Raw genomic sequence first — 13,700 nt, 5'->3', positions numbered from 1 at the left:
GCCCATTCCCCCATCACCACGAAACCACTCTGGCCCCGCCACTCACGCGGCGGGACCAGAACTCCAAGATCTTCATGACTCTTCTAGGGCCTGTCCGGCGGGGCCCGCGCGGCGGCCCGGCGGCCGCGTTCGGGTGACCGTGGCAGGTCCTTGCCAAAATTTCGGCCAAATCTCCTGCGCCTCCCCTCCCTTGATCCTCCTGACGTGATCGGGTGCCGTGCGAACGGCTCAATCCATGCACGTTCGGGGAGGATCTGTGAACGCACCAACCCGCAGAAGACGGTGGCTGACGATCTCAGCCGCCACCGCGCTGGCCGCTCTCTTCGCCATCCCGGCCACCGCCGCACCCGGCCACCCGGCCACCCATCCACGGGCCTTCACCGCCATGGCCACCGCCTCCGACGGCGGAGGCGACGACGGGGGCGAGGAGTCCGACGAGATCGCCGAGGGCGCGGACCAGTTCGCCGAGGCCCGCACCTCGCCCGGCACCCTGCTGCCGGGCGCGTACACCGCGGCCTGGAACCAGATGACGGCCCTGCCGAACACCGGGGGGAACTGGCAGCACGTCACGGGCCTGCCGTACAACTCCGACGACCCGCGCTACCGCGACTACGACTCCAACTCCAGCGGCGGCGCCGGGCTGGTCACCGGCCGCGCCTCGGCGCTGGCCGCGGACGACGACGGCTACGTGTACGAGGGTTCGGCCGGCGGCGGCGTCTGGCGCTCGTCGTCCGGCGGCGGCCACTGGAAGCCGATCAGCGACGCGCTGCCCGCGCAGGCCACCGGTGCGCTGGCGCTCGACGGCGGCGGCCGGCTGTGGCTGGGCACCGGCGAGTCGACCACCAACGCCGACGCGTACCTGGGCAGCGGCGTGTACGTCCTGGACCGCCCGCACTCCGGCACGTTCTCCCAGGCCGACCGCGTCGGCGGCGGCGAGCTGGACGGCACCTCGATCCACACCCTGCGCTTCGCCGGCGACAAGGTGTGGGCGTCGACCACGCGGGGCGTGTGGAGCCACTCCACGAAGGACCTGCACGGTCCGTGGAAGCTGGAGTTCGCCCCCAACCCGGCCTATCTGCCGGGTGGTTCGCTGGCCACCGACCCCAACGCGCCGTACAAGAACATCGCCAACGACGTGGCCGTCGACCCCAAGGACCCGTCGAAGGTGATGCTGGCCGTCGGCTGGCGCAGCGGTGACGACTACAACGGCTTCTACCAGAAGGTGGGCGGCTCCTGGACCCGCGTCAGCTCGCTGGGCGCTCTGCCCACCGACGCCGGGACCGTCGGCAACGTCACCTTCGCGCGGGCCAAGGACGGCTCGCGCTACTACGCGATCGTCCAGTCGCCGACCGCGCTGAACACCGACCCGGACAGCAACCTCGACGGCGTCTACGTCTCGCGCTCCGGCGACCCGTTCGGCAGCTGGCAGCGGATCGCGGACACCGAGACGCTGGTCGCCTCCGGCTCCGCGCTGACCGATCCGGGCTACATGCCCGGCGTGCAGGCCTGGTACAACGAGTTCCTGCAGGTCGACCCGACGAACGCGGACCACGTGTACGCGGGTCTCGAGGAGGTCTTCGAGACCAAGGACGCCGGCTCCTCGTGGTCGGCGGTCGGCCCGTACTGGAACTTCAACTTCCCCTGCTGGAGCATCGACCCGTCCAAGCAGACCGGTGACTGCAACCCGACCACGCACGCCGACCAGCACGCGGTCGCGGTCGGCAGCTACCACGGCAAGCCGTACGTCTACGTCGGCGACGACGGCGGCGTCTACAAGCGCCCGCTGAACGGCCGCACCGACGCGGACGGCCACGCGACCGACTGGGTGTCCACCAACGACGGCACCATCGACACCCTGCAGTACTACTCGGTCGGCATCGGCCAGGACCCGGCCGCGCACGGCGTCGCCGTCAACGGCGGCCTGCAGGACAACGGCCAGTCGATCCTGCGGCCCGGCGACAAGGTGATGGGCTCCAACTTCGGCGGTGACGGCGGCGACACGCTCACCGACCCCGCCAACGGCTGCAACATCGCCCAGGAGTACGTCTACCTGGCCGTCAACGTCACCCAGAACTGCGCGGTGAACAACGGCGCTTGGGTCGACGACCCGTCGAAGATCACGAGCTACTCGGTGGCCCCGCCGGACAACGCGACCGCGGAGGCCCGTTTCACCGCGCCGCTGACCGCCGACACCAAGGACGGCAACACCTGGATCGCCGGCGGCCGTCACGTGTGGGTGCAGACCCACGGCTACGCGATCCGCAGCTCCAGCGAGTGGAAGAACGCGTTCGACCTGGGCGCGGGCCACACCGCGACCGCGGTGGCGGCGCAGGGCGGCAAGGTCTACGCGGCCTGGTGCGGCCCCTGCAACAACCAGGGCTTCACCCGCGGCCTCGCGGTCGGCAACGCCGACGGCACCGGCTGGCACCAGGTGAGCCTGCCGGCGACCGGTGCCGACGGCACGGTGCCGAACCGCTACCTGGCGGGGCTGGCCGTCGACCCGGCGAACTCCTCGCACGTGTACCTGGCCGTCAACGGCTTCTCGCGGCAGTGGACCGAGGGCCCGGGCGCGGGCATCGGCCATGTCTTCGAGTCCGCCGACGGCGGCACCACCTGGAAGGACATCTCGGCGAACCTGCCGGACGTGCCCTCCAACGCGGTCATGACCCTGCCGAACGGCGGCCTGCTGCTGGCCACCGACCTCGGCGTGGTCTACCGCGCCCCGCACCACAGCGGTTGGGAGCGCGTCGGCTCGCTGCCGGCGGTGGCCGTGCTGCAGCTCAAGCCGGGCCCGGACGGCCGGATCTACGCGGCCACGCACGGCCGCGGGCTGTTCGCCATCCGCCTGCACTGACACGGGCGCACCACACACCGGGGCCCGGTGGCCGCGCTCGCTGCGCGGCCACCGGGCCCCGGTCCGTGTCACGGCCGTGCGGCCGCAGCCACCCGTCCGACCCGTCCGATCAGAACAGGTAGTTGTACGAGTTCCAGCTGTAGCCGATCTTCTGGCGCGCGCCGTACGGGGCGCTGGCCTTGCCGGTACCCGGGTACAGGTACAGGTTGCCCTTGGTGTCGCGGGCGATCAGGTCGTTGCGCCCGTCGCCGTTGGTGTCGCCCAGGCCGAGGATCTTGTTGTACGTGTTCCAGCCGGAACCGATCCTGGTGCGGGCGGAGAACGGCGCCTTGTAGTTGCCGGTCCCCTTGTACAGCCAGAGCACGCCGGACTTGTCGCGCGCGACGATGTCCGCCTTGCCGTCACCGGTCAGGTCGCCGCGGCCGGCGATCTGGGTGTAGATCTGCCAGCCGCCACCGATCTTGGTGCGGTGGGCGAAGGTGCCGTTGCTGTAGGACAGGTACTCCCACAGGTTGCCGCTGGTGTCCCGGGCCAGCAGGTCCGGGTTGACCGCGCCGCCCACGTTGCCGGGCGTCACGAACGTGTTGTAGACCTGCCAGCCGGTGCCGATCAGGCCGTCGCTGGAGCCGTAGATGCGCAGCGTGCCGCCGAACCGGGCGTAGGTGTTCACCACCGTGGAGTCGGCCGAGTTGTTCTGGAAGAAGGCGTTGGCGCTGCCGAAGCCCGTGCCGTTCTTGGTCCGGGCGGCGAAGCCGCCGCCGACCTTGGGCTCGTAGAACCAGAGGTTGCCGGCGGAGTCCCGGCCGTTGATGCCGAACGACCAGCCCTGGTTGGGGTCGCTGGCGTTCGGGCTGGCGCTGAACGCGGCCTTGCCGGCAGCGGCGCGCTTCGCCGACTCGCTGCCGATCGTCCCCGTGGAGCTGTCCGCGCTGGCCGCGACGGTGGCGCCCAGCGTCAGGGCGAGCGCGCCGGCGGCGACGGCCACGGCGCGCGAGCGCAGGCCGCGCGTCGCGCGACGAGGGTGATGCGATGTCACCTGTGGTCCCCCTCAGTGAAAGATGCATGCTCTCCCGCGCCGGATCACGCGCGGGAGGCCATGACGGTACCGCGCGGCCCACCACGAACGCCGCACAGAAGTGTCATCGTCCCGTCACAGTTCCGACCCTGTGGGGAAACCCCGTGCAGGTGTACGGATCCGCCCTGGGCGCGGCGTCACTTGGGGCGGATGTCAGAGATCTTCTTGGTCGCCAGGTCGGACTGGACCGCGAGGTAGGTGTAGGTCGGGTGCGCCGGGCTGCCCCACTGGAGGCGCACCGTGCTGGAGGCGTGGCCCGCGCCGCTGCCGTCGTAGCCGACCCGCCAGCCCTGCGGCACGTCCTGGGCGCGCAGCACCCCGTCGGCGTGCTGGGCCGACTCCCAGGCGGCCAGCCGCTTGCGCAGGGCGGGCGTGAGGTACTCCTCCCGCAGGTCGGCGGCGAGCCGGCCGCCTGCGCGGTCCCAGACCGCGTCGATGTAGGCGCCGTAGAAGTCGCCGACCCGGCCCATCGCGGACTGCGGGTCGCCGAACCGGGGTTGCGGGCCCGGGGCGGCCGCGGCGGGAGCGGCGTGCCGCACCTGCGCCTGGGCCGCCGCCGCGGGGGCGGCGACCGCGAGGGCGAGTGCCGTGGCGGCGAGCCCGAGGCGGCGGGCGGTGCGGGAAGCGCCGAGCGGGCGGGCGAGGGGCCGGCCGAGGGGAGCGGTCATGGAATCCTGCCTTCCGTTTTCCTGCGGAATATCAGGTGATGACCGGCAAACGAAGGTGACACCCCGTGAGAGCCCGCCCACTGCCCGTCGGTTGTCTCCCACCCGGGTGCACCCGGGCGAAGCGGACGTCGGCCGTCCGCGTGACAGGGTCGTGACCGAATCCGCACCGCCCGGGGCTCGATGGCGCATTCCGCCTTCGGTACGGTGGCTTTGAGCCTGGATACGGGGACCAGCGGGATGATCAGGCCATGCCCGAGCGGTGTCCCCGCCGACCACCGATCGGGGAGCCGACGACGATGCGAGCCACGCGAGCCACTCCGGCTCTCGCCACCGCCCTGGCGGCGGTCGCCGCCCTGGTACTGAGCGCGTGCGGCTCGGGCTCCGGCGGCTCCGACACCATCGACAAGGGCGGCCCGGCCACCACGGCGACCACCGCGTCCGCGTCCCCGACGGCGGCCCCCACAGGACCGCCCCCGAAGGTCGACGCGCTGCTCGCCCTCCCGGCGGACCTGAAGGTCGTCTTCGACTTCGGCACGCCCGCCGACCACGCCCAGGCCGCCGCGCTCACCGGCGCCGCCGACTTCATCCAGGCCATCAGCCACGCGGTGGTCAAGCAGAACGCGCACGACCCGCTGCTGTCCGCCTACGGCGCGGGCGACGCGCTGGCGTACGCGCGGAACTACGTCCAGCAGAACGTGCAGCGCAAGCTCACCCTCACCGGCACCGACCGGTACTACCGGCCGAAGGTCACCGGGGGGACAGGCGGTGGGGCCGTCGAGATCACGCTGTGCAACAACCAGGCCAAGCTGTACAGCAAGGAGACCGCCACCGGGAAGGTGCACATCACCCCCGCGGACGACGCGAGTTACTCGCTGTTCGACATCGTGATGGTGAAGCTCCCCTCCGGCAAGGAGCTGTGGCAGGCCAATTCGATCACGGTCAAGGGGAAGGCACTGGAATGCGAGCAGTGAGACCGATATCTCTGATCGGGCGGGGCCTGGTGCTCGCCGGGGTCGCCGTGGTGGCGGCCGCGGGCACGGCGTTCGCCAACGGGGACGTGTCGAAGACGTCCGGAGGCAGCGGCAACGGGGAGATCAGCGCCTCCGTCCAAAGCGTGAAGTACACCTACAGCAGCCAGGCCGGTACGAAGTCGCTGACCTCGTCCGCCACGAGCTGGACTCCCCCGCCGTGCTGGATCGGGCCGATCGGCGGGCCGGCCGAGTTCAAGAAGATGGTCGAGAACATGGTCAAGGAGACCGACTCGTACCCGGGCCAGGCCAACTACGCGATGGAGGCGATGGACGAGTACCGCCGCCACTACGAGGAGGGCTACACCTGGTCCGGCGGCGGCGAGGCCTACAAGAACTTCAACCTCGACCAGGCCGGCAAGGGCCAGTTCTGGGGTCCGTTCGAGAACCCCGCCTCGGACAGCATCCACAGATTCGACTGCAACTCGACGCTCCCGATGTGGGTGCCCAACGGCCAGCAGCCGAAGAACACGCCCAACGTCATCACCACCGCGATGCTCGCCAAGCTCGCCGCCGCCAACACCAAGGTGCCGGGCGTGTCGATCACGACCAACCCGCGCGGAACCCAGACGGTCAACCTGCCGACGTGGGTGAAGCTGCAGGACAACCTCTCGCCGGTGACCGTGCGGGCGTACGTCGACCTCGGCGGCGGCGCCACCCTCTGGGCCGAGACCACCGCGAAGACCGACTCCGTCCAGATCGACCCGGGCACCCCGGACGCCCAGGTCTTCCCGGCGGGCGGCACCTGCTCGGTGGGCGCGAACGGCACGGTCGGCGCCGACTACAACGGCAACCCGAACGCGACCCCGCCGTGCGGAGTCACCTACCAGCACTCCACCCAGAACCGCGGCCCGTTCCAGCTCAACGTCACCGCCGTCTGGAACGTCACCTGGCAGGGGTCGGACAACGCCGGCGGCGACTTCGACCCGGCCACCGTCAGCGACCCGACCCCGATCACCGTCCGCGAGATCCAGACCGTCAACCGCTGACGCACCACGCACGCAGGGGCGGCACCCTCGGAGGGTGCCGCCCCTGCGGCGTGTGCGTCCGGGCAGGCCCGGCGGGATCAGTAGATCGGCTTCTCGGGCTCGATCGTGTTGACCCAGCCGATGACGCCGCCGCCGACGTGGACGGCGTCGGAGAAGCCGGCCGACTTCAGGACGGCCAGCACCTCGGCGCTGCGCACGCCGGTCTTGCAGTGCAGCACGATCCGCTTGTCCTGCGGCAGCGAGGACAGCGCGGTGCCCATCAGGAACTCGTTCTTCGGGATGAGCTTCGCGCCCGGGATGGACACGATCTCGTACTCGTTGGGCTCGCGGACGTCGATGATCTCGATGTTCTCGCCGTCGTCGATCCACTCCTTGAGCTGCTTGGGAGTGATCGTGGAGCCGGCGGCGGCCTGCTGGGCCTCCTCGGAGACCACGCCGCAGAACGCCTCGTAGTCGATGAGCTCGGTGACCGTCGGGTTGTCGCCGCACACCGCGCAGTCCGGGTCCTTGCGGACCTTGACCTGGCGGTACTGCATCTCCAGGGCGTCGTAGATCATCAGCCGGCCGACCAGCGGGTCGCCGATGCCGGCCAGCACCTTGATCGCCTCGGTGACCTGGATCGAGCCGATGGACGCGCACAGCACGCCGAGGACGCCGCCCTCGGCGCACGACGGGACCATGCCCGGCGGCGGGGGCTCCGGGTACAGGCAGCGGTAGCACGGCCCGTGCTCGGACCAGAAGACGGACGCCTGGCCGTCGAACCGGTAGATCGAGCCCCACACGTACGGCTTGTTGAGCAGCACGCAGGCGTCGTTCACCAGGTAGCGGGTGGCGAAGTTGTCGGTGCCGTCGACGATCAGGTCGTACTGGCTGAAGATGTCCATCACGTTGTCGGCCTCGAGCCGCTCCTCGTGAAGGATCACGTTCACGTACGGGTTGATGCCCAGGACGGAGTCGCGGGCGGACGCGGCCTTGGAGCGGCCGATGTCGGCCTGGCTGTGGATGATCTGGCGCTGCAGGTTGGACTCGTCGACCTCGTCGAACTCCACGATGCCGAGCGTGCCCACGCCCGCCGCGGCCAGGTACATCAGGGCCGGCGAGCCGAGGCCGCCGGCGCCGACACACAGCACCTTGGCGTTCTTCAGCCGCTTCTGCCCGTCCATGCCCACATCGGGGATGATCAGGTGACGCGAGTACCTGCGGACCTCGTCAACGGTGAGCTCGTCGGCCGGCTCGACCAGGGGTGGCAGCGACACAGGGACCTCAGCAATAGGGTTGGTCGGTCATCAGACAGGACACGCACGAGCCGGCCCGGAGGCCGGTACGTACACGCTGTTCCTGCAACACTGCCACGCCGGTCTTCATTCCAAGACACCCGGTCCGAGGACCGAGACGTCTTCCGGCCACATGGTGGGCGCGTGACCGGGGCCACACCCGGCCGCCCGCGGTCACCGCACCCTTCGTGCCGCTTCGTGCCAGTATCCGGGCAGACCGGCCCAGGGGTCGGCGCCGCCGAGGTCGGTGCGGTCGGTCATGCACACCGTGCCGGCGCCCTGCCAGCGGGCGATCCGCAGGGCCTCGTCGAGATGGGCCGCGGACAGGCCGTGCACCAGGTGCGCGAACCGGGACGCCGGGTAGTCGGCCGACCACTCCGGCGCCTCCGACCAGCGGTAACGCGTCCAGGGGCCGTTGAAGACCACCAGCTGGTCGGCGATCTCCAGGTAGCCGGGGTAGGGGTAGGCGCCGGGTGCCAGCACGATCTGCGGGCGGCTCCGGGCGTCGCGCCGCACCGCACCGCTGCCGGCGGACGTGGGTTCGTGGCCCGTCTCCGGGTCGTCGTGGCCGTGCCGGCGCTCCCGCTCCTGGTCGAGCAGTGCGCGCAGCGTGCTCACGACCCTGCGGCACTCGGCCGTCTCGGAGCGCATCGTGGGTGCGCGGTCCAGGTAGAAGCCGTCGACCTGGTACCAGTCGAGGTAGTGCGAGGCGTCCGAGACCAGCTGCCCGAAGGGCCGGTTGCCGTGGGAGCAGTCCAGCAGTCCGAGGACCGGGACGCCGTTCTCACGGACGCGGGCCAGCGCCTGGGTGTACAGCGGGTCGCTGCGGGTGCCGGGCCCGCGCGCCACGTCGAACGCCACCCAGTGCAGCGGGGTGCCGGGCCGGGCCAGCTCGGCCCACTCGGCGGGCGCGACGAGCGGATGGGCGAACGCCGGCACGCCGAAGCCGGTGCCCGCGTCCAGCAGCGGGGTGCCGGCCGCGCGGCCCGCACGGTGGGCGCGGGACGGGATCAGACGCGGCATGCCGCCTCCATCCACACGTCGGCGAGCGACTCCTCCAGGCCGATCCTCGGCCGCCAGCCGAGCCGGTCGCGGGCGGTGCGCACGTCCGCCTGCTGCCACAGCCCGCAGCCGTCGGGGTACGGCGGCTGCACCGGCTGCGTGTGCGCGTCGTCCATCTCGTGCAGCACGCCGTCGTAGCCCGCGACGTGCGCCAGGGCCGCGGCCATGTCCCGCATCCGCACGGCCCGCCCGCTGCCGATGTTCACCACGCCCTGCGCGGCCGACAGCGACGCGGCGTGCACCGCGCGGGCCACGTCGCGCACGTCGACGAAGTCGCGCTGCACGGCGAGCCCGCCGAGCTTCAGCTCGCCGTCGCCGTTCTGCATCGTCCGGCGCAGCGCCTCGGCCACCCGTCCCAGCGGCGCGCCGGTCGGGGTGCCGGGCCCGACCGGCGAGAACACCCGCAGCACCACCGCGTCCAGGCCCGAGCCGAGCACCAGCTCGGTCGCGGCCAGCTTGCTCACGCCGTACGGGCCGCCGGGCCGCGGGGCGGCGTCCTCGCCGGTGGACGCCCCGACCGGCGACGGGCCGTACTCCGAACCGCAGCCGACCTGCACCAGGCGCGCGCCGATCGCGCTGCGGCGCAGCGCCTCGCAGACGGTCGCGACCGCGACGATGTTCTGCCGGGTCAGGTCGCGGGCGTTGCCGCGGGTGGAACCGGCGCAGTTGATGACGACGCCCGGGTGCACGGCGTCCAGGAAGCGGGCCAGGACGCCGGGGGCGCCCGAGGACAGGTCGAACCGGACGTCGGCGTCGTCGCTCCTGCCCAGCGCGGTGAGCTGGACGGCGGGGTCGGCGAGCAGGCGCTCCGCGACATGGCGTCCGAGGAAGCCGTCGGCTCCCAGCAGCAGCGCTCTCATCGGCTGCCTCCCGGCGTGCGGTGCGCGCCGGGGGCGCGCCGTGCGGTCGGTGTCCAGTGCGTGGTCAAGGGTCGTTCTCCTGGTGTGGGCGTACGTCGCGTACGCGTGAACGGAGGTCAGGTCGGTCGGTGGGCGGCGGCGCGCGGCAGGACGCGGAACGCCTGCACCACGGCGGCAGCGGCGGCGGCACCGCAGACCAGGGCGTGCACGGTGCCGTGCGGGCCGCCGAGCCCGAGGGCGGTCGCCAGCCGGTAGGGGACCTCGGCGAGGCAGGCCGCGCCGAGCACGGCCGCCGCGGCGGCCGCCCGCCCGTGCAGGGCCAGCAGCCGCGTGGTGAACAGCAGCAGCCCGAGGGCGGCGGGTGCGGCCACCGGACCGGCCGCGGCGAGCAGCGCGACCAGCACGGCGGCGTAGCCGGCGAGTGCGGCGGCCAGCCGCGGGCGGACCGCGTCGGCGAAGTCGTCCAGGCCGTGGCTGGGGACGAGTTGGGCGCGGGCCCGCGCGGCGAACCAGTGCGCGCAGTAGGCCGCAGGCACCAGGCTCGCGGCCAGGCCCGGCGCCGTCGGGGAGGTGAGGGCCAGCAGCCCGCAGGCCCACAGGGCCGCCGTCCGGCCGGGGGCGTGCAGCGGGCCGCGGCGCAGCACCGCGTACGCGGCGAGGACGGTGAGGGCGGTGACGGCCTCGGCGGGCAGGAAGCGGCCCGCCACCGCGCAGACCGCGCCCGGCAGCAGGTAGCGGGCCGCGGCGGCCGGGCTGAGCCAGGCGCCCTCCCGCTCGCGCGGCGCCGGCTCTGCGGCCTGGCCGGCGCGCGGCACCCGCGCGTACAGCTCCTCGGCGAGGCCGAACACGTCGCGGTGCCGCAACCGCCGGGCGTCCACGTCGGTCACACCGTGGGCCTCCAGACCCGCGGCGATCTCCCAGACGTCCACGGCCCCCGCGATCAGGGCCTGGTGCCGGTGCATCACCTGCCGTACCGGATCCGCGGGACCCCGCCGCCGCACTCCCTTGACCTCCGGGGCCCTCGAACCACCCTCCGCCCGCGCCTTCTTGTTCAAGTCCTCGCTGGGGGAGCTGACTTCGGCAGCCCGGCCCGGGGCCGGCGTGGACGTAGGCGTGGCGGTCGGCTTCACAGGCGAAGGAACGGCGACGGTGGAGCCCGCCGAACTGGCCTGGGCGGGAGCCTCTTTGGCGACATCCGCCGGGGTCCCGGGGACAGATGCGCCGTCGTCTCGCGGCTCCTCCACGGCGGAGGACGCGACATCCGCTGCCGGCCGCCGCGACGAGGGAACGGTGACGGTGGTGACCGACGAACTCACCATGGCCTGCGGCTTCTTGGCCACCTTCGCCGGGGCCCCGGTGGCAGATTCACCGTCGTCCCGCGGCTCCTCCCCACCGGAGGAGGCGACTTCGGCCGCCCCATCCGGCTCTGCGGCAACCGTCGAACTCCCGTCCGCATGCTGCTGCTTGATCAGCGACGGGGCCGCTCCCGAACCGGCGCGGGGTGACGCCTCGTGGGGCGGTTCCGGGTCGGTGTCGACCTCGGCTGCCGAGGGCGCCTCCGGCTCGGGGTCGTGGGGCAGGTGGGGCGTCTGGGGCTGACAAATCGATTCAGCGGGGGTGGCGGCGCCGGCGTCCGGGGCCGTTGTTCGTGCGCCGGGCCCGGTGTCCTCCGCGACTTCGGACTCCGCCGCCTCCCTCGCACCGCCGGGCCCCTCGGCCGACGCCAGGTCGGTCCGCACCTCGCCGGCCAGCGCCCACAGTTCGGCGAACCCGTCCGCCAGCGCGGAGGTGGTCGCGGGCTCGTCCGCGGGCCCGTCGTCCACGGCGGCGCCACCCGCGCCGCCGCCGTCCGGGGTCCGGTCGTCCTCGGTCTCCGCGGCGGCCGCGTCACCGGCCCGCTCCCACAGCGTGTCGAACTCGGCCGCGGCATCCTCGCCGGCCCCGGAGCCCGTGCGGGTGCCGCCCGGCGGCGGGGTGAGGTGGACGGGGGCGATGTCTGCGGGGGTGGTCGGGCGAGGCGTCATCGGGAGTGGTCTCCGGACAGAAGGGAGGGGGCGAGGCGGGTGGGTGACCAGGACTCGGCGGGCGCGGTGAAGGGCCGGGGGGCGCCCGCCGAGGACCACAGCGGCTCGCGCGGCACGGGATGGTGCGCGACCACGTCCAGATAGCTCTCGCGGAACGCGTCCACGCACCTGCTGACCGTGAAGAGGGCGAGCGCCCGCTCGCGGGCCGCCGCGCCGAGCCGGGCCGCGCGCTCGGGCCCGCGCAGCAGCGCCAGCGTCGCCTCGGCGAGCGCCTTGGGGTTGCGCGGCGCCACCACCAGGCCCGTTCCGCCGATCACCTCGCGCACCGCGCCGACGTCCGTGGAGACCGTGGGCCGCCCGCAGAACATCGCCTCGACGAGGCTGAGCGGGAAGCCCTCGGCGCTGCTGGACAGCACGACCACGTCGCCCGCCGCGTAGGCGTCGGCGAGTTCGGGCGCGCCCGGCGAGCCGATCTCCTCGAAGCTGACCGGGCTCTCGCCGACCGCGTGGGCGTGCGCCGCCTCGTCCGGGAACAACTGGGCGGCGAGCGTCCTGCAGTGCTCGAGGTAGGCGTCGGCCCCGTCGGCCGTGCCCCGGAGGTGGAAGACCCGCAGGCGGGCCTGCGGCTCCTCCTCGCGTATCGCGTGGAAGGCGTGCAGCAGCGCGATCAGGTCCTTGGCGGGTTCGGCCCGGCCGACCCAGGCGACGGTCGGGTCGGCGTGCGCGGCCGGGGCGGCCGCCTCCGCCTCGGCCGCCTCGCCGGCCCGGGCGAACCGGGTCGCATCGATGCCCGGGTACACCGTCCGCATGCGCTCGCGCGGCGCTCCGCACCGCTCCTGCCAGCGCCGGACGTGCGTGGAGCCGGGGGTGACGAGGGCCGCGGTGCGGTACCCCTCGCCGGCCAGCAGCCGGTGGTACGTGCCGAGCAGCGCGCGGACCGCGGGCGTGAACCCGGCCGCGCGGTGGGCCAGCAGCGCCTCCCGCAGCCGCACGGTGTACTCGGTGACCACCAGCGGCGTACCGCAGAACCGTTTGGCCAGCAGGCCCGGCAGCATCGCGGGGCCGCCCGACACGGCGTGGCACACGTCGGCGGAGCCGAGTTCGGCCGATCCGTACCAGGGCAGCGTCAGCGGCCGCAGCTGCCGCTCCAGCAGGGCGGTGGCAGTGAGGAGTTCGGAGACGGTGATGTCGCCGAGCAGCGGCCGCACCCCCGGCGCCCGGCAGGCGGCCTCCAGCGTGACGAGCGCGTCGTGGCCGGTGAGCAGCCGGGGCAGCCCGCCGTGTTCCTCCGCCGCCTCCGCCAGGCCGTAGAGCCCGGCGGCGAACCGCTCGGCGCGCTCCTTCGGCTGGGCGGCGTCGCGGCCGCCGGCGAGCGCGGCGGCCAGCTCGCCGAAGTGCCAGCGGAAGGCGGCGCTGCGCGCGCGTCGTGCGGGCCGGCTGCGGTCGACGGTGTCCGCGTCCTCCAAGGGCGGCGCGCCCCAGAGCCGTTCGGTGAGCACCCGCCGCACCTGCTCGGGCGCCGCCACCTGCCCGCCCGCCTCGGTGCGGGGCGAGCGGCTGAGCGCGTAGACGTCGAAGTCGTGGTGCGGCAGGCCGCGCACGAGCCGGTCGCACCAGGCGCCCCCCTCACCACGCGCATACGGGTACCCACCCTCGGTGAGTAATGCGATCCGCACGGGTACGCCACCTTTCGCGCCGAGTGCCCGGTGTTGGGGTCATCTGCCAGCGTTGCCCTGGCGCGACGACGGTAATCCGGTACGGCAGTGGGGGGGGGGGGGGGGGGGGGGGGGGGGGGGCCGCCCCGGGGGGGGGGGGGGGGGCGCCAAGAAAAACAATCCCACATGGGTGGGCGATTGAGGTGTGCAC

General features: G+C 73.2%; 10 protein-coding genes. 3 read left to right on the top strand and 7 right to left on the bottom strand.

Annotated features, from left to right (window positions below; all coding sequences use genetic code 11):
* Positions 1-256: 256 nt before the first annotated feature.
* Positions 257-2,854: a glycosyl hydrolase gene (locus ACH4TG_RS40710; RefSeq protein ID WP_398248333.1), complete on the top strand. Its 2,598-nt coding sequence runs from the start codon at positions 257-259 to the stop codon at positions 2,852-2,854.
* A 109-nt stretch (positions 2,855-2,963) separates the two neighbouring features.
* On the opposite strand, the gene ACH4TG_RS40705 is transcribed toward ACH4TG_RS40710, so the two are convergent.
* Entirely contained in the window at positions 2,964-3,890 is a 927-nt protein-coding gene (locus ACH4TG_RS40705) for an FG-GAP repeat domain-containing protein (RefSeq protein WP_398248332.1), read from the bottom strand.
* A gap of 176 nt (positions 3,891-4,066) precedes the next feature.
* Entirely contained in the window at positions 4,067-4,597 is a 531-nt protein-coding gene (locus ACH4TG_RS40700; RefSeq protein WP_398248330.1) for a hypothetical protein, read from the bottom strand.
* A 296-nt stretch (positions 4,598-4,893) separates the two neighbouring features.
* Between ACH4TG_RS40700 and ACH4TG_RS40695 the strand changes: the two genes are divergently transcribed.
* Together ACH4TG_RS40695 and ACH4TG_RS40690 are read left to right on the top strand one after the other, a co-directional pair.
* Positions 4,894-5,568: a hypothetical protein gene (locus tag ACH4TG_RS40695; RefSeq protein WP_398248328.1), complete on the top strand. Its 675-nt coding sequence runs from the start codon at positions 4,894-4,896 to the stop codon at positions 5,566-5,568.
* Entirely contained in the window at positions 5,565-6,614 is a 1,050-nt protein-coding gene (locus ACH4TG_RS40690) for a hypothetical protein (RefSeq protein ID WP_398248327.1), read from the top strand. The genes ACH4TG_RS40695 and ACH4TG_RS40690 overlap by 4 nt, the downstream gene beginning before the upstream one ends.
* A gap of 77 nt (positions 6,615-6,691) precedes the next feature.
* On the opposite strand, the gene moeZ is transcribed toward ACH4TG_RS40690, so the two are convergent.
* From moeZ to ACH4TG_RS40665, 5 genes are all read right to left on the bottom strand, one after another.
* Positions 6,692-7,870, bottom strand: coding sequence for an adenylyltransferase/sulfurtransferase MoeZ (moeZ, locus tag ACH4TG_RS40685; protein WP_398248325.1), 1,179 nt, complete (start codon positions 7,868-7,870; stop codon positions 6,692-6,694).
* 192 nt (positions 7,871-8,062) lie between these two features.
* Positions 8,063-8,911: a spherulation-specific family 4 protein gene (locus ACH4TG_RS40680; RefSeq protein ID WP_398248323.1), complete on the bottom strand. Its 849-nt coding sequence runs from the start codon at positions 8,909-8,911 to the stop codon at positions 8,063-8,065.
* Positions 8,899-9,810, bottom strand: coding sequence for an NAD-dependent epimerase/dehydratase family protein (locus ACH4TG_RS40675; protein WP_398248321.1), 912 nt, complete (start codon positions 9,808-9,810; stop codon positions 8,899-8,901). Before ACH4TG_RS40675 ends, ACH4TG_RS40680 begins: the two co-directional genes overlap by 13 nt.
* A gap of 116 nt (positions 9,811-9,926) precedes the next feature.
* Positions 9,927-11,834: a hypothetical protein gene (locus ACH4TG_RS40670; protein WP_398248319.1), complete on the bottom strand. Its 1,908-nt coding sequence runs from the start codon at positions 11,832-11,834 to the stop codon at positions 9,927-9,929.
* Positions 11,831-13,510, bottom strand: a complete 1,680-nt coding sequence (locus ACH4TG_RS40665) for a DUF3492 domain-containing protein (RefSeq protein WP_398248317.1) — start codon at positions 13,508-13,510, stop codon at positions 11,831-11,833. Before ACH4TG_RS40665 ends, ACH4TG_RS40670 begins: the two co-directional genes overlap by 4 nt.
* Between the last annotated feature and the right edge of the window lie 190 nt (positions 13,511-13,700).

Source organism: Streptomyces sp. NPDC020917 (genome assembly GCF_044333795.1).
Lineage (GTDB): Bacteria > Actinomycetota > Actinomycetes > Streptomycetales > Streptomycetaceae > Actinacidiphila.
The sequence above is the reverse complement of the archived record's forward strand: the minus strand, read 5'-3'. Positions and strand labels throughout refer to the sequence as shown.

Coding starts and splice junctions, on each gene's coding strand:
- ACH4TG_RS40700 (WP_398248330.1), bottom strand. CDS start 4,597: ATGACCGCTCCCCTCGGCCGGCCCCTCGCCCGCCCGCTCGGCGCTTCC.
- ACH4TG_RS40695 (WP_398248328.1), top strand. CDS start 4,894: ATGCGAGCCACGCGAGCCACTCCGGCTCTCGCCACCGCCCTGGCGGCG.
- ACH4TG_RS40680 (WP_398248323.1), bottom strand. CDS start 8,911: ATGCCGCGTCTGATCCCGTCCCGCGCCCACCGTGCGGGCCGCGCGGCC.
- ACH4TG_RS40675 (WP_398248321.1), bottom strand. CDS start 9,810: ATGAGAGCGCTGCTGCTGGGAGCCGACGGCTTCCTCGGACGCCATGTC.
- ACH4TG_RS40670 (WP_398248319.1), bottom strand. CDS start 11,834: ATGACGCCTCGCCCGACCACCCCCGCAGACATCGCCCCCGTCCACCTC.